Below are 20,592 nucleotides of genomic sequence, written 5' to 3'. Positions count from 1 at the left end.
GGTAGAGACATGGCCGGCAAGACCCTGCAGGAGTGGATCGACGAGGCGAAGCACTGGGCGCTCAAGGCCCGGGACATCGCCGCGAAGTGCGAGAAGGAAGACCGCGACTTCACCGCCGAGGAGACGGCAGAGCTGCGGGAGCACATGGCCAAGGCGGTCGCGGCGAAGGCCGAGATCGAGAAGCTCAAGGGCAACGACGAGCTCCGCCGCACGCTGGCCGAGCTCGGCGACGACATCGCCCTCGACGCGAAGACCGACGATGACGGGACCCGGCGCACCGCGTCCGGGTTCCAGCTCCCGTCCCGGAAGAAGACCCTCGGCCAGGAGTTCATCGAGACTCCCGAGTACAAGGCGCTGATGGGGCAGGCGACCGACGGACGGTTCGGCGCGAAGCAGCGCGTACAGTCCGGGCTCGCCGGGTTCAAGTCGCTGGTCACGGGCGGTTCGGACACGAGCGCGGGCGCTTTCGTGGTCCCGGATCAGCTCGGTCTGCAGGTCGGGCTCGACAGCTTCAAGCGCCCGCTCCGGCTGCGGGATCTGGTGACCCCGGGTACGACCACGTCGGACAGTGTCGAGTACGTCCGGATGACGTCGTACACGAACAACGCCGCGCCGGTCCCCGAGGCGACCAGCTCGGCGAACCCGACCGCGCCGGGCGGCGCGGGCGCCCTGGTCCCGAACGCGGGCGGTGGGTACAAGCCCGAGTCCGGCCTCGCCGCCGTGAAGATCAACACGGCGGTCAAGACGATCGCGCACTGGATGCCGATCACGAAGCGCGCGATCTCGGACGCGGCGCAGGTCGTCACCCTCATCGACGCGTTCCTCCGGTACGGGCTGGAGGAGGAGCTCGAGGACCAGATGGTGCAGGGTGACGGCACCGGCGAGAACTTCGAGGGCGTCGCCAATGTCAGCGGGGTGCAGTCGCAGGCGTGGGACACCAATGCGTTCACGACCCTGCGCAAGGCGAAGACCAAGGTCCGTACGGTCGGCCGCAGCATCCCGAACGGCGTCCTCGTCAACCCGGTCGACCTCGAAACGCTCGATTTGCTGCAGGACAACGAGAACCGCTACTACTTCGGCGGCCCCGCCGGTGTCGGCTCCGCACAGACCGTGTGGAACATGCCGATCATCGAGACCGAGGCGGTCCCGGCCGGCACCGCGTACGTCGGCGACTGGCGCAAGGCGATCCTGTGGGACCGGCAGCAGGCCACGATCCAGATGACCGACTCCCACATGGACTTCTTCGTGCGGAACCTGGTCGTCATCCTCGCCGAGATGCGCGCGGCCTTCGGTGTGATCCAGCCGTCCGCGTTCGTCGAAGTCGACCTCGCAGCCTGACCGGAGGGCACTGACATGGCATACCTCAACCCGGTCGCAGGGAAGGCCCGCGAGGGCAAGCCCGCCGCGGCCGTCACGAACGCCGGCCCCGCGACCGCAGCGGCGGCCGCCGGGGCAGCCCCCACGAAGGCGGAGTACGACGCGCTGCTCGCCGACACCAACGCGCTGCGCACGAAGCTGAACCAGCTGCTGACGTCGCTGCGCGCCGGTGGCGTCATCGCGCCGTGAGGCTGCTCGTATCCCGGACCGCTGATGACCGGTGCCCCGCATGCGACGCGGAGAACGCCGCGTGCGGGGGCCCGTCGGACACGGTCCCCGTCGACTCACAGATCAAGGAGGGCACCGTGGGCGGCCCCCTGCACAAGTACCGCTACCGCTCCGAGCGGGGCGAGACGGTACTCAAGCTCAACGACGCCGACGCCGCACGGCTCGGCCTCGGAGAGGACGACATCATCGACACCGCCGCTGAGAGCAGCGACGTACAGACCCTCTCGCTCCCCGAGGACAACCCCGGTGCGGAGACAGCAGCACGGGACGAGGCGGCCGCCGGGACGCAGAAGAAGAAGGCGGCCAGCGCACCGAACAAGGCACGCCGCACGGCCGCGACCAAGGCGCCCGGCACCGGGTCGCCGCCGCGCAGGAGCGCACCGCCCGCAGTCGCCGACGCCCCGGGCCAGGGTGACGGCCAGCAGACAGCGCCACGGCAGGACGATGGGGACGGCGGGCCGGGCGGTGGCGACTGACGACTACCTCGCAGACCCCGAGGAACTCGCGATCCTGACCGGGAAACCGGCGACGGACCCCCGGCTCCTGCAGCACCTCAAGAACGCGACCCGCCGGTTCCGGGGCGCGGTCGGCCACAAGGTCAACCTCGTCGAGAACGACGAGGTCGTCCTCGACGGCCTCGGCCGCGCCTCGGTGCTGCTGCCGGTATGGCCGACGACCGCAGTCCACAGCGTCCGCCTGGACGGCGTGCTCCTGGCCGAAGGCGTCGGCTACCAGTGGTCGGACAGCGGGGTGCTGCGGCGCCTGGGATGCGACCGCTGGCCGGACCGGCTGCGCTGCCTGCGGGTCATCTACTCCCACGGCTGGGCCACCGTCCCCGAGGACATCGCCGAGGCGGTCCTCGACAAGGCCGCGACCATGGCGGCCGTCCCTCACGGGGTGGCGTCCAAGGCCGTCGGCGGGCAGTCCGTCACCTACGGCACCCAGGCCGCCGTCGGCGTGACCGACCAGTGGCAGAAGTGCGTCGACCGGTACCGGATCCGGACGGCAGGTGACGCCTGATGTGGTTCGACCAGGCAGCGGTCCGGGTCAGGGCCGGCCGGAAACCCGACCGGGGCAACCCGGGCGGAGTACCCGACTGGTCGCCGTCGGCGGTCGGCCTGGCGGACCTGCCGCCGCTGAACATCCAGCCCCGCGTCCAGGACGAGGGCACCGAAGCGGACCGCAGCCCGGTCATCACCGGCTGGCGGATCCAGGCAGACCACGGCGTCGACCTCGACGTCACCGCGCAGGACCGCATCGAGTGGGACGGCCTCCTCCTGGAGGTGGACGGCGAGATCGCCCGCTGGCCCGACCCCGTCGAAGGCGGCCTGGACCACGTCGAGTTCAACGTCGTGCGCGTCACCGGATAGATAGGAGGTCCCCGTGCTGGAACGTCTGGAGCTGGACACCCGGGGAATCCGCGAGCTCCTCGGTGGCGCGGAGGTCCGGCAGATGGTCGACGGCGTGGCCGTCGACGTGCAGGCCCGCGTACGGGCCCGGCTGCCCCCGGGCACCCCGGTCCGCGTCAAGCCGTACACCACCGACCGCGGGGCCGCGTCGGTCACGATCGCCGACGTGCGCGCGATGGCGTGGCAGGCCCGCGACGGTGTGCTGACCCGGGCGGCCGGGGAAGCCGGTATCGAGATCCGCGACTGGCGGGCGGGATGAAGACGCTCACCGGCTTTCCGGACGCGCAGGCCGCCGGGGCGTCCGTGCTGCGCGAGGCGCTGGCCGGGCGCCCGGAGGCGTACGCGGCCGGGGCGCTCGTCGGCACGAAGGTGCCGGGCGACCGGACACCCGAAGTGCCTCACCTCCCGTACGTCCTGGTCCGCAAGGACACCGATCTGCCGCACAGCAGCATGGCGAACGCCCGGGTAACACTGCGGTGCACCGTGTGGCACACCGGGGCGGACGAGGCGCACGACCTGGCGATGCTGTGCCAGGGCTTGTGGATCGTCCACTCCGGCCCGGTCATCCGCGGCATACGCCCCGCCACCGGTCCCCTTCCGGCCGTCGACCCCGCCACCGGGATAGAGCTCAGCACCGTCACCGTGCTGGCCAACATCAAGCCCGTGCTGCTCTGACGCACAGGCGAACCGCGGCATCCCCCCTTTCCCCTGATCCACCACACCGAAGGAGGCGCCGCATGTCTGGCGACCCCACCAAGGCAAATCTCTGGACGGACGCGGACGTGTACGTGTCCTTCGATCTGGCCGCGCCCCGTCCAGCCGACGCGAACACACCGTTCGGCCCTGCCTGGCATCTGGTCGGTCTCCTCGACGGCGACGAGGGATTCCCCGAGTCCCGCGAAGAGGACACCGACGACAAGTTCGCCTGGGGCGGCATCCTCGTCCGGACGAGCCGCAACCACTTCAAGCTGACCAAGACGTTCACAGCGCTCGAGGACAACGACACCACCCGGCGGTTGGTGTGGCCCGGCTCGACCGCAACGAAGATCCGCGTACCGAAGCCGGAGCAGGTCCTCGTCGCCTTCGAAACGCGGGAGGGGGAGAAGGTCCGCCGCCTCATCACCGCCCAGCACGCCGAGTGCTCGCTGGACGGCGATCACGGTGAGAACGAGGTCGACCTCGAGTCGGCCACGATCGTCGCGACGATCTTCCCGACCGGTTCCGGTGACCTCTTCGACCGGCAGTCCACCCCGGTACTGGAGTCCCTCGCAGTCACTCCTGCCACCGTGTCCGTCGCCGCCGGGGAGATCAGCGCCACCGTGGCCACCGCGACGTTCTCCGACGGATCCACCGCCGACGTCACCGCGGGCACCAGCTGGTCGTCGTCCGACCCGGCCAAGGCTTCCGTGAATTCCGGGTTCATCACCGGTATCGCAGCCGGCACATCGACGATCACCGCCTCCTACAACGGGCAGACCGACACCGTCGCCGTCACGGTCACCGCATGAGCCACCGGGGCGCGGAGGTTCGTCGCGGTTCGGCCGCGCCCCGGTGCCACCCCGCCCGAACCGCGACGAAGGGAACCGCGACGTCATGAGGCTCACCATCACCGACGCCGACATCGCCGCGAAGGCGGTAGAGCTCGGCGTCATCAAAGCCGGGGAAAACGTGCCACCGGCACAGCGCAGCAGGATCGCGGCCGCGCTCCTGCGGGAGCAGCTCCCGCGCACCAAGCGGGATGACGTGCCGGTGGCACAGAGCATCGTCGTCCAACCGGGCGGCGGCGTCGAGGTCGACGGCCGTCCCTTCCCGTGGGTGATCCAGGCCGAAACGATCGAGGTGACCCTCGACCCGTCCGGGTCCGGCCTGGTCCGCCTCACCATTCCCACGCTGTCCGTACAGATCACCAAGCCCGAGAGCGAGAACACACCATGAGCAGCACCCGAACCGCGACCGCCGACGACCAGGTCGCCGAGTTCAACCTGAACGCCGTGCAGGCCGAGACCAGCCTCGCCCCGTTCCGGTTCCTGTGGGCGTCCAAGGCGGACCCGAACCGCAGGCTGACCATGCAGCACATGGAGGGCCTGAACGTGTGGCCCCTGATGGCTGCGGCGGACAACGGGGACGCCGCAGCGATGGCGGGAATCTTCCGTGTCGCGCTGGGAGATGAGGAGTGGGAAGAGTTCCGTAGGACGCCGCTGCCGCAGTACAAGCTGAAGGCCCTGTTCAAGGCGTACCAGAAGCACAGCGGCCAGGAGCCGGGGGAATCGCTGGCCTCGTCCGACTCCTGAGGGAGCACGGCGAGGCCGTCCAGGCGGACCTGCGTGACTGCTACGGGGTACGGCTCTCCGATCTCTTCGCGCGGGATGCCACCGGCCGGCGGATGCTGACCTGGCGGGAGCTCGGCGGATACTTGCGCCAGCTCCCGCCGCGCGCCCGCACCCGCATCGCGATGGGCGACAAGGACGGCCTGTGGGGTCTGGCCGAGCACCTTCAAGGGCTCACGATCGACGAGCTGCGCATCGCGAACTGGCAGCGGTCCAACGAGGGCGTCAGGCAGTCGAAACAGTCGAAGCGGCCGACGCCCATCACCCGTCCCGGGACGGGGCCGAAGGCCGCCGACAAGAACAGTCCCCAGCGGATCGCCCGCCGCAACGCGGCCAAGGTCCGTGCTGCCCACAGGCGCAGTGCCATCGCGCGGGGCGAGATCACCTGACAACTGGATAGGGGGTGGCCTGTGGCGAACGTGGGCTACGCGACACTGCAGATCATTCCCTCGGTCCGGGGCATCGGGAACGAGCTGCGCCGCCAGCTGGTCGCACCGGCGGGAGATGCCGGAGACGCTGCCGGCAGCGCGGCGGGCGGCGGGTTCGCCGACGCGTTCAAGGGCGCCCTCGCGGCGATCGGTGTGGCCGAGATCGCGTCGAAGGTGGGCGAGCAGTTCGCCGACGCGTTCGGCCAGGCGCTCGAGCAGGGCAGCGTCACCAAGACTCTGAACGCGCAGCTCGGTTCGTCCGGTCCGACCGCGGCCCGTCAGGGCATGGCGGTCGGCCGGCTGTTCTCCACCGCGGTCACCGACAGCTTTGAGCAGGGCGCCGACGCGATCCGCGAGGTGGTGCGCGGCGGGCTGGTGTCCCCCAAGGCCACGGTCAAACAGCTCGACGTCATCGGTACCAAGATGGTCGACGTCTCCAAGACCTTCGGGTCGGACATGACCCTGCAGGGCCAGGCCGTGTCAGCGATGCTGAAGAACAAGCTGGCCCCGGACGCGACGGCCGCCCTGGACCTCATCACGGTCGGGTTTCAGAAGCTCGGGCCGAACGCGGAAGATCTCTTGGAGACCTTCCAGGAGTACCCGGTCCAGATGCGGAAGTTGGGCCTGGACGCGAAGACCGCGATGGGCCTCTTCTCGCAGGGGATTCTGGGAGGCGCCCGGGACACGGACATCATTGCGGACGGACTCAAGGAGTTCAGCATCCGCGCGGTCGACATGAGTACGACGTCGCAGGACGCGTACAAGTCCATCGGCCTGAATGCCAAACAGATGTCGCTGCAGATCGCTGCGGGCGGCAAGGGTGCGGCGGACGGCCTGCAGACCGTCCTCGACAGGCTCCGCGACATTGATGACCCGGTGAAGCGCGAAGCCGCCGCGGTCGGGCTCTTCGGCACGCAAGCCGAAGATCTTGGAGCGAGCCTCTTCAAGTTGGACCCGGGCAAGGCGCGGGGCGCCTTCGACAGTGTCGACGGCGCGGCCGCGCAGCTGGGCAAGACCCTGCGGTCCGGTCCGAACTACGAGATCAAGCTTTTCACCCGCACGGTGAAGCAGGGGCTCGTGAACTTCATCGGCGGGTCCGTCCTGCCGGTCCTCGCGGAGTGGGGTGCCGCGTTCACCCGCTACGTGCTGCCACCGATCACGGTTGTCGGCTCGGTGCTCGGCGCCGTCCTGCTGCCCGCCCTGAAGGGCCTGGGCACTGGCGTCTCCGCCACCATCAGCTGGCTCCGCGAATGGGGGATCTGGCTGACCCCGCTGGCCATCCTGATCGGCGGCCTGACCCTCGCCCTGAGTGCGCAGGCCATCACCACTGGCATCGTCATCGGTGTCATGACCGTCTACTCCCTGGCGGCCCGCGGTATTGCCCTCGTCACGCAGGGCTGGGCGGCGGCCCAGGCCATCCTCAACGCGGTCATGGCGCTCAACCCGTTCGTGCTGGTCGCCATCGCCGTCGTCGCTCTCGGGGCGGCCCTCGTCATCGCGTGGAAGCGCAGCGAGACGTTCCGCAGCATCGTCATGGCGGCGTGGGCCGGGATCCAGACGGCCGCGCTGTGGGCATGGAACAACGCGATCAAGCCCGTACTGGACGGGTTCATGACGGGGCTGCGCGCGCTGGGCACGGCTGCGGCCTGGCTGTGGTCGGTGCTCGGTCCCGTGTTCTCGTTCATCCGGACGGCGGCGAAGGTCCTGGCGACCATCGTGGTCGTGGCCGTGCTGCTGCCGATCATCGCTGCGGTCAAGGCACTCGGCGCGATCTTCGGATGGCTGTGGACGGCGGCGATCTCCCCTGCGATCGGGTGGGTCATCGGCGGGGCGAAGCTGCTGTGGGCTGGGGTGAAGGTCCAGTTCGACCTGTTCATGGTCGGGGTCCGGGCGCTCGGCGCGGTCGGCCTCTGGCTGTGGCGCAACGCGTTCTCGCCCGCGATCGGGTGGGTCATCGGCGGGGCGAAGCTGCTGTGGGCTGGGGTGAAGGTCCAGTTCGGTCTGGTGATGACCGGGATCCGGGCGTTGGGCGCGGTCGGTGTGTGGCTGTGGCGCACTGCTCTGCAGCCTGCGTTCCAGGGCATCGGGGCGGCCGCGACGTGGCTGTACCAGAAGGGGATCAAGCCCCCGCTCGACCGTGCGATCGGTGTGGCACGGTCGATGGGCAGTGCCTTCAAGTCCGGCGCTGAAGTGATCGGCGGCGCCTTCAAGTCGATCGCGGAGAAAGCGAAGACGCCGATCTCGTTCATCGTGAACACCGTCTACAACTCGGGGATCGTCCCGGTCTGGAACAAGGTGGCGGCCGCGTTCGGCGCGCCGAGCCTGGGCAGGGTCAAGGCGTTCGCGACCGGCGGCCGCGTGTTCGGCGCCGGTACGGAGACGTCTGACGATGTACCGGCATGGCTTTCGCACAACGAGCACGTGTGGACGGCAAAGGAGGTCAAGGGCGCGGGCGGACACGGCGCGGTCGCATCCATGCGGAAGTGGGCGGCTGCCGGCGGCGGTTCGGCAGCGCCCGGGTTCGCGAAGGGCGGCGGCCTCTTCGACTGGGTGAAGGGCGCCGCGTCGAAGGGCCTCGACTTCGCGAAGTCGGGCGTCAGCTGGCTGAAGGACGGCGTCAAGGCGTCGGCCGTGGCCGGGCTCAACTCGGTCGTCCGCCCACTGCTCAACAAGATCAGCGGCAGCGCGAGCCTGTACCGGGACATGGTTACCCGGATCCCCAAGAAGATGATCAGTTCGATCGTCGGCTACTCCGGCCAGGCCGACACCGAGCTGGAGAAGGCGGGCATCGGCGGGAAGGGATTCAAGGGTGCGCTCGCGTGGGCGCGCACGCAGGCGGGCAAGGCGTACCAGTGGGGCGGGAACGGCAACCCGAGCTGGGACTGCAGCGGCATCCTGTCCGCCGTCGAGTCCGTGATCCGTGGGCAGCAGCCGCACCGCCGGTGGGCGACCGGCGCTTTCAGCGGTTCGACGGCGCCCGCGGGCTGGGCGCTCAATGCCAGGTCGCCGTACATGATCGGGATCACGAACAGCGGGGTCGGCCATACCGCGGGCACGCTGAACGGGGTGAACATCGAGTCCCGGGGCGGCGACGGCGTGGTCGTCGGCAGCCGGGCCCGCTCGTATCTCGACCCGATGTTCACGCACACCTACGGGTTCAAGGGATACGCCAACGGCGGCAGCCCGCGGCCCGGTGAAATCGCGTGGGTCGGCGAGAACGGGCCGGAACTGATCCGTTTCTCGGGTGGCGAGATCGTTTACTCACACCCCGATTCCATGGCGATGGCGTCGGGCCTCGGCCCGACCCGCGGGTTCGCCAAGGGCACGTCCCCGGCTACCCGCAAGCGCGCCCGGGGCGAGATCCCCGGCGACCTGAAATCAGTCACGTCTGCTCTGGCCGGCACGGCGGGCGACCTGTCCAAGGCGCTCGGCGCCCTGGTGAAGGACGTCAAGGCGGCCGGTCTGTCGGGCAAGGCGCTGTCGGTCGCCGGCGGGAAGGCAGCTTCCAAGCTGCTCGGGCTCGCCAGGGCGCAGGACGCGATGCAGGCCCGGATCGCTGCGGCGAAGTCGGCGGCCGCCGACCAGAAGAAGACGGCCGCGGACTTCCTCGGTGTGGGGAACCTCGCCGAAGAGACGACCGTCAACGGGCTGATCGTCGGAATGCGGGACCGGCAGAAGACAGTCAAGACGTTCGAGACGCAGATCAAGGCCCTGTCGAAGAAGGGGCTTTCGCAGGATCTGATCAGTCAGCTCGTCGCGATGGGCCCCGACAGCCAGCTCGCGGGCGTCGTGGCGGGTGCGTCGAAGGGGCAGATCAAGACGCTCAACGGGCTCGCGAAGAGCGGCTCGTCGCTGTCGATGTCTTATGGCCGGACGATGGCTGACTCGATGTTCGACGCGGGGAAGGACGCGTCCAAGGGGTTCCTTGTCGGTCTGCAGTCGCAGGAAAAGGCCCTGCAGGTGCAGATGAACAAGTTGGGCAAGGGGATCGTTTCGGCGATCCGCGAGAGCCTCGACTCGCACAGCCCGGCACGCAAGACCATCGCGGTCGGCCAGGACACGGGCGAGGGACTGCTCATCGGTGTACTCGGCATGGTGCCGCGGGTGAAGGCTGCCGCGGCCCGGCTCGGTACGGCGGCCATCCCCTCGGCGACAGCCATGGCGGCGCAGCACGCGGCCGCCTCGGCCGCCGCGTCGGCGGGCTCGCGGACGGCACGCCCGTCTCAGCAGAGCGCGGGCACCGGCCTGGAAGGGCTGCTGGTAAAAGTTTTCGTCGGCTCGGAAGAGCTGTCCCGCCTTGCCCGGTCCGAGGTCTACAAGGCGACGGGTGAACTCGTCGCGATCATCGACGCAGGAGGAGGCGGCTGATGCCGATCCCGGGGAACATGCTGTCCGCGGTCGCGGAGATGGTCGACCCGAACACGTCCGGATGGACCGCCCTGCTGAACGCGACGGTCAGCCCCGCGACGGGCGGCCGCAACGGGGACGGCTGCCTGAGCGTGAAATCGGTCGCGTCCGGGGAGATGCGGGCCCGGACCACCTCGTCGTACCCGGTGACCGAAGGAACCGTCTACCAGGCACTCGGCGACGCCTCGGGGGCGACCGTGCCGGAGCGGATCGGAATCCGGTGGCTCACCGCCGCGAACACGGAGATCAGCATCACGTGGTCGCTGACCACGGCAACGGCCTCCACCTCCTGGCACCGCATCAGCGTGGCCGGCCCCGCCCCCGTCGGCGCCGTCCGCGCGCAGATCGTTGTCTCGGCGACCACCGGCGCCGCCCTCGTCGTGTCCTACTTCGAGAACTTCTACCTCGGCCTCCCGATCCGCACGACCGGCAACATGCTCTCGTTCGCCGCGGAGTCCCCGGAGACCGACACATCGGCCTGGGCGGCGGAGGCCAACGGCACGCTCGGCCGCCAGGCGCCCAACGTGTCCTGGGCCGTGACCTTCCTGACGATCGGCGGCCACGTCTGGGCACTCACCGCCACCGCTGCCGGCAACGCCTCGGCGCTCTGCACGGAGCGGGCCCCGGTCGTACCGGGCACGGACTACATGGCGGCCTGCTATCTCAACCCGCCCGCGTCCGGGAGCGCGGTGTGGATCGAACTCCGCTACTACGACGCGGCCGGAACACAGCTGACGACGGCCCGGTCCACGCTGGCAGCCCCGGGCACCGGCTTCTACCGGCAGCGTGCATCAGCCCCCGCACCGGCCGGAGCCGCCACGTGCTCGGTTGCCGTGGGAATCACCGGTGCCACCGCCGGGCAGGTCACCCGATTCGAGACCGTGTCCATCGGCCCGCCGCCCCAGCTCGTCGCCGGTACCGTCCTGCCGTACGCCGACGCGGGCTTCGAGATGGGGACCGGCGGCTGGACCCGGCAGTCCGGCGTGGCGACCCTGGCCCGGTCCACCCCGTGGGGCACAGGTGGCGAGGGCAGCTACTGCCTCGTCATCACGTCGGCGACCGCGACCACCAGCGTCATCCGCAGCCCCCGCTACCGGCTCACCGATCCAGGGCTGCCCCACCGGCTGCGTATCGTCGAGCAGAACGCCGTCGGCACCTGGCAGGTGGGGATGGCGATCCGCTGGTACGACGCGGCGAACAACGACCTGGGTACACACTCCTGGGTCCCTGTTGCGGTTCCCACCGCCGCCGGGTGGTGGGGCTTCACCCTCTCCTCCGATCCCCCGCCGGCCGGGGCGACGCAGGCGGCCGCGGAACTCACCCTGGTCGCCCTGTCGGCCGGGGCCTCGCTGCGCGTGGACATGGTCACGCTGTGGCAGGCCCTGCAGGCCATCGAATCCCAGGTGACCGAGGAGACCGGCTCAGCCACCCTGACGCTCCGGGATCTCCCGATCGGGGACCTGCTGCGGGTCTACCGCCTGGATACGGCCGGCAACCGGACGCTGGTACGCGGGCCGAACGGACTGTGGGACGGCACCGACCCGATCAACACCGACACCCTGCGGATCGAGGACTACGAGGCCCCGCTCGGCGTCCCGTTCGGGTACCGGGCGGAATTCATCGACCCCGTGACCGGCCTGATCGAATGGCGCGAGGCCGGGGCCAGGACCATCCCCTGGCCGGACATCAACCGGGCGTGGCTGAAGGACCCCGGCAACCCGCAGCGGAACCTGACCGTGACGGTCGCAGCTCAACCGTCCTGGACCCGGCCGATCGGCCAGGCCGAGTACACGGTCAAGAACCGCCGGAACAAGGTCATCCTGTCCGGCCTGCGCAACGGCCTCGAAGGGGAAGTCCAGGTATGGACGTCCTCCGACGCCGAACGGGAGCGCCTGAACTGGCTCCTGGATACCGGCGGCGTCCTGTTGTGGCAGACCGGTCCCGGCGCAGGAGTCGGCAACCTCTACCTGAACGTCAGCGCCTCCGGCGAGAGCCGCGAAGGTCCGGCACAGGACCCGGTCCGCGTGTGGACGCTCCCGGCGGTCGAGGCGGACATGCCGGTCACCACCGGCATCAACGGATCCGGCGGACGGACCTGGCAGGACATCTTGAGCGAGTTCGCGACCTGGCAGGACATCTTGAGCGCGTTCGCATCGTGGGAGGACGTCCTCCTCAACCGCCGCAAGACATAGGAAGGAGGCGACGTGTACCCCGTGACGGACCGGTTCCTGCCGCGGCTCGCCGAGTCCCATCGCCCCATCACCGAGGTATTGCTGATCACCACGGACGGCGGGGTCGTGCCCCTGGACCACACCGGCGGCAGCGTCAGCGTGGACCGCGGCCAGTCGATCCGCCGGACCTGCACGGTCACCGGATGCGACACCTCGGTCATCCCGCTCACCCCCGCCGACGAGCTCACGACCTACGGTGCCCGGCTGCGGATCAGCCGGGGCGTCGACTACGGCGACGGCACCCAGGAGCTCGTCCCCATCGGAGTCTTCCGACTGGACGAAGCAAGCGGCGACCCCTCACAGGGACCGGTCACCCTGACCGGCCGCGCCATCGAATGCATCATCGCCGACGACAAGTTCACGGCCCCCTACACCGCGGCGGGCACCGTCGTGAACGCGATCACGACCCTCGTCCGCCGCAGCATCCCCGACGCCGACGTCGTGTCCACCATCACCGACACCGCGATCGGCACGCGGACATGGGACGTCGAGGCCGACGCATGGGCAGCAGTGCAGGAGCTCGCGGCCGCCGCCGGAGCCGAATGCTTCACCACCGGTGACGGCACCTTCGTGATCTCCGTCCTGCCCGACATCCTGTCCACCGACCCGGCCTGGTCAGTGTCCGCCGGCGAGGGCGGCGTCTACGTACGCGGATCACGCGGCATGTCGAGCGCAGCCGTCTACAACGCGGTCCTGGCACGCGGCGACAACGCCGCCTCGGGCGGCGCTCCCGTGCAGTTCCTCGCACGCGACACGGATCCTGGCAGCCCCACGTACTGGAGCGGGCCGTTCGGCCACCGCCCCATGTTCTACAGCTCGTCGACGCTCACGTCCGCCGGTGCCTGCCAGGCCGCGGCCACCGTCAAGCTTCGCGCCGCCCGAGCCCCCAACGCGTCCGGCGACTTCAGCACGCTGCCGAATCCGGCCCTGGAGGCCGGTGACGTCCTGCGCGTGATCCACCCCGACGGCCTCAAGGAGCTCCACCAGGTGGCGAGTTTCGCCATACCGCTGGACGTCGGCGGGGACTTCCCCATCGCCACGATCAGCGCCAAGGAGGACGCGTGAAACGCACCGCGCACCGGGCGGCCCGCGACCTCGTCGGGGCACTACGACGGCAGACCGTCCGCGTCGGCTCCGACACCCCGGGCGTACGCGGAGCCGACTGGCGCATCGCCGTCGTCGCCACCGTCAACCCGGACAACACGGTCACCACGGAGGACGGCATCACCGTCCGCCGATGGGAGTGCTACCTCGCGCCCGCCGTCGGCGACATCATCGGCATCACCCAGTCCGGCGGCGGCTCCTGGGGAACGTGGGGCCGGTGGGCAACCGGCCCCGGCATCACCCGGTCCATCCAGTCCGGGACCGCACTCATGTCCTGGACAGCCGCTTCAGCGGTAACCGCCCCGGTCACGTTCCCGGCGCCGTTCGCCACCGTGCCGCGCGTCACCACGAACATCCAGTCCGGCGCCGCCGAAGTCGCCCGATGGGTCTCCCGCGCCTCGGCCGTCACGGCCACCGGCTTCACCGCGTACATGTCCGCCCCCGCCGCGACCAACACCACCGGGACGAACATCCCCCTGCAGTGGATCGCGACCACCCTCTGACCCGAGCCGCCCCCGTGCGGCCAATCCCACCTGGAGGCATGTTGTGTCCACCGACGACTACGGCCAGGGCGTCACCGTCGCCGAGCTGCTGGACGCGCCGAACGCCGAGACCCTCGCGAAGAACCTGGCGAACGGCATCGTTGCCCGCTCCGTCCTCGTGTTCGCGTCCGCCGCCGCGCGCTCCGCCGCACTCCTCGGTGCGGCCGCCCCCACCGACGGCATGCACACCTATCTCAAGGACACCCAGCGGCTGTACGAGTACCAGGGCACCGTGTGGCGCCAGGTTTCCTCGCTCACGCAGCAGGGCGCCGTGTCCATGAACTGGTCCAACGCCAACCAGGCCAGCGTCAGCGTCACGTTTCCCTTTGCGTTTCCCTCCGCGCCGCTGGTGTTCGTGAACCTGGCAACCGGCACCGGGGCCGTCTCGCGGTGGTCGGCCCGGGCCTATTCCATCGGCACGTCCAGCTTCACCATCCTGCTGTACGCCCCCGACCCGGCCATCCTCACCAGCGGCAGCAGCATCCCCGTCCAGTGGTTCGCCTCGCTCACCTGAACAGGAGACAACGCCCATGCCCACCACTCCCGCACCCGAACCGACCCCGGTACAGCACCGGCCGGACGACACCGCGGCGGATACCGGATCGCTCGTCGACATGGGTGTCGTCGAGGAACAGCCCGAACCGCCGGCGCCGGAAGAGCCGCCGGTCGAGGAACCCCCGGCCGACGAGCCAGGCTCGTAAGTGCCGGAACAACCTGCCCGCCCCGAGCCATCAGGCCGGGGCCTTTTGATGCCCGGAGGCATTCATGGCCACACCGCTCACCGCCGACCGGCTGCTCAAGACGCTCACGGACGAAGGGCTCACCGTCGTCCAGGTCGGCAACTGGCGTACCCACAACCGCAACCATAAGGGTCCCTGGGGGCCGGTGAACGGGGTGATGATCCACCACACGGTCACCCGGGGCACCGCCCACACGGTGGAGCTCTGCCGCGTCGGACACAGCGCTCTGCCAGGCCCGCTGTGTCACGGCGTCATTGCGAAGGACGGACGGGTGCACCTGGTCGGCTACGGCCGCACCAACCACGCGGGCCTGGGCGACGGCGACGTCCTCCAGGCGGTCATCGCCGAGAAGCCGCTCCCCACGGACGACGAGGCGAGCACCGACGGGAACCGGCACTTCTACGGCTTCGAGTGCGAGAACCTCGGCGACGGGAAGGACCCGTGGCCGGCGGCGCAGCTGCTCGCGATCGAGCAGGTGTCCGCCGCGATCTGCCGGGCCCACGACTGGTCACAGCGCTCGGTCATCGGGCACAAGGAGTGGCAGCCAGGCAAGGTCGACCCGCGCGGCTTCGAGATGGACTCGATGCGCGACCGGATCGCGAAGCGCCTCGATGCGCCGCGCCCGCCAGCCAAGCCGATGCCTCCCACGAAGCCGGTGGCGAAGTACGAGCCGTTCCCCGGTGCCGCGTTCTTCACGGCGGGCAGACGGAGCGCGGTCGTGACTGCGATGGGGAAGCGGCTGGTCGCGGAGGGGTGCGGCCGGTACACGGTCGGGCCGGGCCCGGCCTGGTCCGAGGCTGACCAGAAGTCGTACGCGGCCTGGCAGCGCAAGCTCGGCTTCTCCGGCGCCGGCGCCGACGGCATCCCAGGCAAAGCCTCGTGGGACCGGCTCAAAGTCCCCAACGTCTGACCCGCCCAACCCTTAACTTTCCGCCCGGAATTATTACGGGCCCTCTCTGACCTGCACGAAGGAAGGGAACACGATGACCCAGCACAGCGACGGCAATACCCCGCTGCGCCACCCCGCCACCGAGCACCTGCTCCGGTACTTCGAGTACGGGCACCTGCCCGCGCACCTCCAGGCGGTGAGCAAGCCGTGCGGCGACCTCGCCCAGGAGCTCGTTGCCGTCCTGCCGGACGGGCCCGAGCTGTCCGCCGGGCTCCGCAAGCTCTTGGAGGCGAAGGACTGCTTCGTCCGCGCCGCCCTTGATACCACCCCGGAGGACTGACCATGAAGATCAGCAGCGCAGCCAAGGCCGTCGTCGCGGGGCTTGCGGCCGGTGCGACCGCCGCCGCCACCGCCGTGCAGGACGGGGCGTTCACGACCGGGGAGGCTGTCACTGCGGTGCTCGCCGTCCTCTCCGCGCTGGGCATCACGTACGCCGTGCCCAACCGTCAGCCCGACTCGGTCACCCCGGGCCGGGGTCTCTGACCTGACCGCATAGTGCGCTGGAGGACCGTGTGGATGCTGCGATGCTCACCGCGCTGGGTGCACTGCTGGCCTCGCCGGTGGCAGCCGCAGCAGCCATCTACGGATCCCGGGGCGCGACTCGTGCGTCCCGGGAGGGCATGTTGATGAACGGCTACGACACTCTCACCGCGCGGCTCACCACCGAGCGGGACAAGGCCGAGGCGGACCAGGCCGCCGCCGAGCAGCGCGCGGCCGCCCTGGAACTGGAAGTGGCGCGGCTGCGGCTGCTGGTGACGCAGCTGGGAGGTACGCCGTGACGCGCACGCAGCACCTCCTGTACCGGCGCCGGTACCTGCTGTGGATCACGGCTGCGCTCCTGGCCCTCGGCGGCGGCCTGGCGGCGGCATTCCTTGAGATCAACCGGGCCGATGCGCGGGCTGGCGTCCTGGCCACGGAAGCGGACCGCCGCGGCGACGCCGTCAGCACCCTGGCCACCGATGTGCGGACGCTGCGCGCGCAGATCAAGGGTCAGGGCGGCACACCTGCTGTCCCGGATCCGGCGCAGGCGATAGACGACCTGCCCGCCCGAGCGGAGGTCCCGGTGCCGATTCCCGGTCCGGCGGGGCCGCGCGGTGTCCGGGGCATGCGGGGGCCAGCGGGTCCGGGGGCTACTCCGTCGCCGGGGCCGTCCGGTGCGGCTGGACAGGCAGGTGCCGACTCCACCGTGCCTGGTCCAGCTGGTCCGGCTGGTCCTGCTGGTACCGCGGGGAAGGACGGCGCGGACGGCAAGGACGGCGCCGCTGGCCGTGACGGTCAGACGTGCCCGGCTGGGTACAGTCTCCAGCCTCCGCCGGGTGATCCCGATGCACTGGTGTGCCGCCGTGATGGGGCGCCGCCTGCCCCGAGTACGTCGCCGTCGACGGTGGCCCTGGATCCGTCCCGACGGAAGTACCCGTGAGTCTGCGACGGTATGACCGTCGCCGGTAGGATCCGGGGCAGTGAAGGCACCAATTCTTGTGGTTTGGGTGCGTAAAGCCGCAGGTCATGAACTGTGCTCCCCGTATGCGCGGGAGTGGTCCCCAGCTCTACGACCTGATGGATGCCATCGGAGCCATGGTCCCCGCATTGCGGGGTTGCCCCCTTCGCCTTCGGGCGGAGGGGGCTGTTTCGTGCGTCCGGGAGACGAAAGTTTACGAACTGGACGCCGCATCGCTGCGGGAGTCCTCGTACGCTGAATGCCCTGGACACATTCGCACTGGGGGCAAGATGACCACGCACCACGTTGGCCAGCGCATCCGCGAGATCAGGAAGGTGCGGCAGCTAAGCGTTCGCCAGCTCGCCGACCGCGTCTCGATCTCAATCTCGCTCCTGGAGAAGATCGAGTCCGGGCACCGCTCACCATCCCCCGGCCTGATCGCGCAGCTGGCCCGCGCCCTGAAGGTCGGCCCGGACCGCATCACCGGCCAGCCCTTCATCAACGGCGCCGAGACCGAGGACCAGGTGCAGGCAGTCATCCCCGAACTGCGCCGCATCCTCCTCACCTACGACAACCCCGACGACCTGCTGACGGCCCCCCGCCCGCTCGCGGTCCTGGCCGCCGAGATGGACCACGTCGCACAGATGCGGCAGGACGGGCAGTACGTCGGCATGGGACCGCTCCTGCCCGGCCTTCTCGCCGAACTCACGCACACCGCGCTGTCGGCCCGAGGCAAGGACCAACAGCGCGCGTACTGGTGGCTGGCCCGAGGCTACCGAGCCACGAACAGCCTGGCCCACAAGCTCGGGTACCACGACCTCAGCCTCACCGCAGTGGAGCGGGTGCACTGGGCCGCCGACCGATCAGGCGACCCGCTCATGCAGGTCACCGCCGCGTATCTGAAGTCCGGTGCCATGGTCCGCATGGGCGCATTCGGCTCGGCCCGTCGCCTGCTGGAGGGACTGGAGCAGGAGGTGGAGCGCCTCGCCCCCGAGGCGTCGCTGTCCGAGGCACAGATCGCCGTGCAGGGTGCTGTACTCCTGAAGCTGGCCATCCTGGAGGCGCGGGACGGAAATGCGGAGCGGGCGAAGCAGCGTCTCGGCGAGGCTCGCGCGGCGGCCGGCCTGCTGCGCCAGGACACCACGCACTACGAGATGAGTTTCGGCCCGACCAACGTGCGCATCCACACCGTCGCAGCGCTCATCGACTCCGGCGACACCGAGCAGGCACTGGCGCGGCTGCGGGAGTGGGGGGCCGAGCAGGACCGGACCGAGTGGGAACTGCCGGAGGGGATCGCCGCCGAGCGCGCCAGCCATCACCACATCGATGTCGCAGCGGCCCGTCTTGCCGAGGGCGACAGGCGCGGTGCATACGCTGACCTGGCTGTGGCGCGCGGGATCTCGCCGGTGCACACGCGGTTCCACCCGACGGTCCGCCACACAGCAGCAGCTTTGGTCCGACTGGACCGCCAGCAGGATGACACGATCGCTGGGTTCGCCCGCTGGGCAGGAGTCTGATGGGCTGTCAAGCGATTCGGTAAAGAATCATCCCCACAAACTGTGGGTGGACCACACTTCACCAAGCGCGATGATCCCTTCACTCGACGAGTGAGGGGATCGTTCATGTCCGACGCTATCGGTGCCGCCGGGGCCTGGCTCGCAGAAGCCGACCCCGACGCCACCCACGCAGAGCGCTGGCTGCGCTCGGCCAAGATCGTGCTCTTACCGCTCGGCCGTCGCTGGTCCGCCGTGAAGGCCGCCCAGCATGACGGCCTGGCCGCAGCTGCTGGCGTGTCCGGCCCGGTCATTTACGACCCCGCTGACCGATGCGTGTACTTCCTCGTCCCCACCGCGACCGAGTGGGACTCTCCGGGAACAGAGCTGCTCGGAGACTCCTGCTGGCTCGCCGTGCCGGCGCCCTGGGTGGTCGAGCCGCCGGGCCCGCACTGGATTTCCGCCCCGGACGGTACCGGCACTCTCGTTGATCCGGCTGCGCTGCGGCTGGCCTTGGGCCCGCGCCTCGGAGCGGAGCACCTCGTATGAGCCACCAGACGTTCACCAAACATGCCCTACCGGCGGTCAGTGATCTGACCGAGCAGCAGCAGCGCGGTTGGCACTGCGTGTGGTGCCGGTCACCACTCGGCACCGACCTGGGCGTCGACCTCGGCGAACAGCGCGTCACCCCCGCCACCGGCGCCGCATACTCCTGGTTCCCCCGTGAATGCGTGGACGCCCTTGCGTGCTCAGGGCGGAGAGCAGCCCGATGATGGCATCGACGCAGCAGCGGACCGCAGTCCCGCCCCCGGAGCTTGCGTATCTGGCGTACCTCGGGCACACCCTCGCGTGCGACGCCTGCCGAACAGGCGCGCAGTGCGCGACCGTCATACAGCTCGGCCGCGCATGGAAGAAGGCACGCCGATGAACACGCCCATCGGGTACGGGTACTGCTGGGCCGAGAACCCCGGCACCTACGCCCGATGCACCCAGCAACCCGGCCACACCGGTCCCCACTACGACTGGCGTGCCCCCAGCGAGCACAGGGAATGGTCGAACACCCCGGACAGCGCCCGGAGGGACGACGAGTGAAGTGCCACCACAGCGGCGGTGTCCACGACTTCGCGATCGAGACCGACGGCATGGCCCGGTGCCCCGAACACGGGGGCACCCTCCTGTGGCACGGGGAACCGATCACCGACGCCGAACTGGCCGAGGCCGCAGCCGCCGGGGCCCTGCTCGATGACGTGCTCGACCTGGCGGAGCAGCTCCGCGGCGACACGCACAGCGCCCACTGCCGCGCGGCACAGCAACCCCACCTCGCCGACGGTCACGGCCACTGCCAGCGTCCCGACTGCGCCTGCCCCTGCCACACCTTGAACCCCGCCTGAACGGAACCACCATGGACAGCGCGACACTTCCCGCCTCGACCGCGAACGACGAAGGCGGGCAGGGATGCTCCGGATGCGGCACCACGAAAGGGGCGTGCCACGACCCGAACCGGCACGGACTCAGGTAACGGGGCCTACTCGCGTACGAGGTCAGCGAGCGGGACACCGATCGCGTCGGCGATGCGGATGAGAGTGTCCAGGCGCGGGCTGGCGTGGCCTTGCTCGATGCGGTTGTACGAGGCAAGGCCGATGTCGGCGCGGATCCCGACCGCTTCTTGGGTGAGGTTCGCGTGAAGCCGCGCAGCACGGATGCGGTCACCGACGGCCCGGCGGCGCGCAAGGACACGCTCCGGTGGTGTCGGCTGGTGGTGCACCTGCCCACGTTCGCGGGCCTCATGATCGTTTGTCTTTACTGTTGACCATAAAACCGTTGATCAAGCACGCTGTAGGTCCGGTGTCAGGAGGCGAAGCACGGTGACCACGGACCGCTGTTGGCGTGCGCGAACCAGCCAGCGAGTGATGGTGGAC

General features: G+C 70.0%; 27 protein-coding genes. 26 read left to right on the top strand and 1 reads right to left on the bottom strand.

Features of this window, described 5'->3' with window-relative positions; genetic code table 11:
• The first annotated feature begins 9 nt into the window (after positions 1-9).
• The 26 genes from OG413_RS15570 (at position 10) to OG413_RS15440 (ending at position 20,064) form a co-directional block, all read left to right on the top strand.
• A complete protein-coding gene (locus OG413_RS15570; protein WP_266806043.1) occupies positions 10-1,338 on the top strand; it encodes a phage major capsid protein in 1,329 nt (442 codons plus the stop codon).
• A gap of 15 nt (positions 1,339-1,353) precedes the next feature.
• Positions 1,354-1,566 carry a hypothetical protein gene (locus tag OG413_RS15565; RefSeq protein WP_266806042.1) on the top strand — a complete coding sequence of 71 codons (213 nt, stop codon included), beginning with the start codon at positions 1,354-1,356 and terminating at the stop codon, positions 1,564-1,566.
• Positions 1,567-1,682: 116 nt separating this feature from the next.
• Positions 1,683-2,081, top strand: a complete 399-nt coding sequence (locus OG413_RS15560; RefSeq protein WP_266806040.1) for a hypothetical protein — start codon at positions 1,683-1,685, stop codon at positions 2,079-2,081.
• Positions 2,071-2,625 (top strand): mobile element protein, encoded by a 555-nt coding sequence (locus OG413_RS15555; RefSeq protein ID WP_266806038.1) that lies wholly within the window; start codon positions 2,071-2,073, stop codon positions 2,623-2,625. The genes OG413_RS15560 and OG413_RS15555 overlap by 11 nt, the downstream gene beginning before the upstream one ends.
• Positions 2,625-2,975: a hypothetical protein gene (locus OG413_RS15550; RefSeq protein WP_266806036.1), complete on the top strand. Its 351-nt coding sequence runs from the start codon at positions 2,625-2,627 to the stop codon at positions 2,973-2,975. Before OG413_RS15555 ends, OG413_RS15550 begins: the two co-directional genes overlap by 1 nt.
• Before the next feature lie 13 nt (positions 2,976-2,988).
• On the top strand, positions 2,989-3,273 hold the full coding sequence (locus tag OG413_RS15545) for a hypothetical protein (RefSeq protein WP_266806034.1): 285 nt from the start codon (positions 2,989-2,991) through the stop codon (positions 3,271-3,273).
• Positions 3,270-3,689: a hypothetical protein gene (locus OG413_RS15540; protein WP_266806032.1), complete on the top strand. Its 420-nt coding sequence runs from the start codon at positions 3,270-3,272 to the stop codon at positions 3,687-3,689. Before OG413_RS15545 ends, OG413_RS15540 begins: the two co-directional genes overlap by 4 nt.
• Positions 3,690-3,751: 62 nt before the next feature.
• Positions 3,752-4,522, top strand: coding sequence for a hypothetical protein (locus OG413_RS15535; protein WP_266806030.1), 771 nt, complete (start codon positions 3,752-3,754; stop codon positions 4,520-4,522).
• Between the two features lie 85 nt (positions 4,523-4,607).
• On the top strand, positions 4,608-4,949 hold the full coding sequence (locus OG413_RS15530) for a hypothetical protein (protein WP_266806029.1): 342 nt from the start codon (positions 4,608-4,610) through the stop codon (positions 4,947-4,949).
• The gene (locus OG413_RS15525) at positions 4,946-5,305 is read left to right on the top strand and encodes a hypothetical protein (protein ID WP_266806028.1); all 360 of its coding nucleotides are present in this window, start codon (positions 4,946-4,948) and stop codon (positions 5,303-5,305) included. Before OG413_RS15530 ends, OG413_RS15525 begins: the two co-directional genes overlap by 4 nt.
• A gap of 92 nt (positions 5,306-5,397) precedes the next feature.
• Positions 5,398-5,730 (top strand): hypothetical protein, encoded by a 333-nt coding sequence (locus OG413_RS15520; RefSeq protein ID WP_266806026.1) that lies wholly within the window; start codon positions 5,398-5,400, stop codon positions 5,728-5,730.
• 21 nt (positions 5,731-5,751) lie between these two features.
• Positions 5,752-10,137 carry a phage tail tape measure protein gene (locus tag OG413_RS15515; protein ID WP_266806025.1) on the top strand — a complete coding sequence of 1,462 codons (4,386 nt, stop codon included), beginning with the start codon at positions 5,752-5,754 and terminating at the stop codon, positions 10,135-10,137.
• Positions 10,137-12,368: a hypothetical protein gene (locus tag OG413_RS15510; protein ID WP_266806023.1), complete on the top strand. Its 2,232-nt coding sequence runs from the start codon at positions 10,137-10,139 to the stop codon at positions 12,366-12,368. Before OG413_RS15515 ends, OG413_RS15510 begins: the two co-directional genes overlap by 1 nt.
• A 12-nt stretch (positions 12,369-12,380) precedes the next feature.
• Positions 12,381-13,472: a DUF5047 domain-containing protein gene (locus OG413_RS15505; protein WP_266806021.1), complete on the top strand. Its 1,092-nt coding sequence runs from the start codon at positions 12,381-12,383 to the stop codon at positions 13,470-13,472.
• Positions 13,469-14,014: an H-type lectin domain-containing protein gene (locus tag OG413_RS15500; protein ID WP_266806019.1), complete on the top strand. Its 546-nt coding sequence runs from the start codon at positions 13,469-13,471 to the stop codon at positions 14,012-14,014. Before OG413_RS15505 ends, OG413_RS15500 begins: the two co-directional genes overlap by 4 nt.
• 43 nt (positions 14,015-14,057) lie before the next feature.
• Complete coding sequence (locus OG413_RS15495; protein WP_266806017.1) at positions 14,058-14,567, top strand: H-type lectin domain-containing protein; 510 nt, start codon at positions 14,058-14,060, stop codon at positions 14,565-14,567.
• A 16-nt stretch (positions 14,568-14,583) separates the two neighbouring features.
• Positions 14,584-14,754, top strand: coding sequence for a hypothetical protein (locus OG413_RS15490; RefSeq protein ID WP_266806015.1), 171 nt, complete (start codon positions 14,584-14,586; stop codon positions 14,752-14,754).
• A 64-nt stretch (positions 14,755-14,818) separates the two neighbouring features.
• Complete coding sequence (locus OG413_RS15485) at positions 14,819-15,703, top strand: peptidoglycan-binding protein (RefSeq protein WP_266806014.1); 885 nt, start codon at positions 14,819-14,821, stop codon at positions 15,701-15,703.
• A gap of 73 nt (positions 15,704-15,776) precedes the next feature.
• Entirely contained in the window at positions 15,777-16,022 is a 246-nt protein-coding gene (locus OG413_RS15480) for a hypothetical protein (RefSeq protein ID WP_266806012.1), read from the top strand.
• Positions 16,023-16,024: 2 nt separating this feature from the next.
• The gene (locus OG413_RS15475; RefSeq protein ID WP_266806010.1) at positions 16,025-16,225 is read left to right on the top strand and encodes a hypothetical protein; all 201 of its coding nucleotides are present in this window, start codon (positions 16,025-16,027) and stop codon (positions 16,223-16,225) included.
• 29 nt (positions 16,226-16,254) lie between these two features.
• On the top strand, positions 16,255-16,521 hold the full coding sequence (locus OG413_RS15470; protein ID WP_266806009.1) for a hypothetical protein: 267 nt from the start codon (positions 16,255-16,257) through the stop codon (positions 16,519-16,521).
• A gap of 949 nt (positions 16,522-17,470) precedes the next feature.
• Complete coding sequence (locus tag OG413_RS15460; protein ID WP_266806008.1) at positions 17,471-18,697, top strand: helix-turn-helix domain-containing protein; 1,227 nt, start codon at positions 17,471-17,473, stop codon at positions 18,695-18,697.
• 105 nt (positions 18,698-18,802) lie between these two features.
• Positions 18,803-19,222, top strand: coding sequence for a hypothetical protein (locus OG413_RS15455; RefSeq protein ID WP_266806006.1), 420 nt, complete (start codon positions 18,803-18,805; stop codon positions 19,220-19,222).
• On the top strand, positions 19,219-19,446 hold the full coding sequence (locus OG413_RS15450; protein WP_266806004.1) for a hypothetical protein: 228 nt from the start codon (positions 19,219-19,221) through the stop codon (positions 19,444-19,446). The genes OG413_RS15455 and OG413_RS15450 overlap by 4 nt, the downstream gene beginning before the upstream one ends.
• Positions 19,447-19,597: 151 nt before the next feature.
• Positions 19,598-19,765: a hypothetical protein gene (locus OG413_RS15445; RefSeq protein ID WP_266806002.1), complete on the top strand. Its 168-nt coding sequence runs from the start codon at positions 19,598-19,600 to the stop codon at positions 19,763-19,765.
• Positions 19,762-20,064, top strand: coding sequence for a hypothetical protein (locus tag OG413_RS15440; RefSeq protein WP_266806001.1), 303 nt, complete (start codon positions 19,762-19,764; stop codon positions 20,062-20,064). Before OG413_RS15445 ends, OG413_RS15440 begins: the two co-directional genes overlap by 4 nt.
• A gap of 134 nt (positions 20,065-20,198) precedes the next feature.
• Here OG413_RS15440 and OG413_RS15435 read toward each other — a convergent pair whose 3' ends face one another.
• Complete coding sequence (locus OG413_RS15435; protein ID WP_266806000.1) at positions 20,199-20,438, bottom strand: helix-turn-helix domain-containing protein; 240 nt, start codon at positions 20,436-20,438, stop codon at positions 20,199-20,201.
• Positions 20,439-20,592 lie beyond the last annotated feature (154 nt).

This window comes from Streptomyces sp. NBC_01433 (assembly GCF_026340105.1).
Classification (GTDB): Bacteria; Actinomycetota; Actinomycetes; order Streptomycetales; family Streptomycetaceae; genus Streptomyces.
Note: the sequence above shows the minus strand (reverse complement) of the source record. Positions and strands in the feature narration are given on the sequence as shown.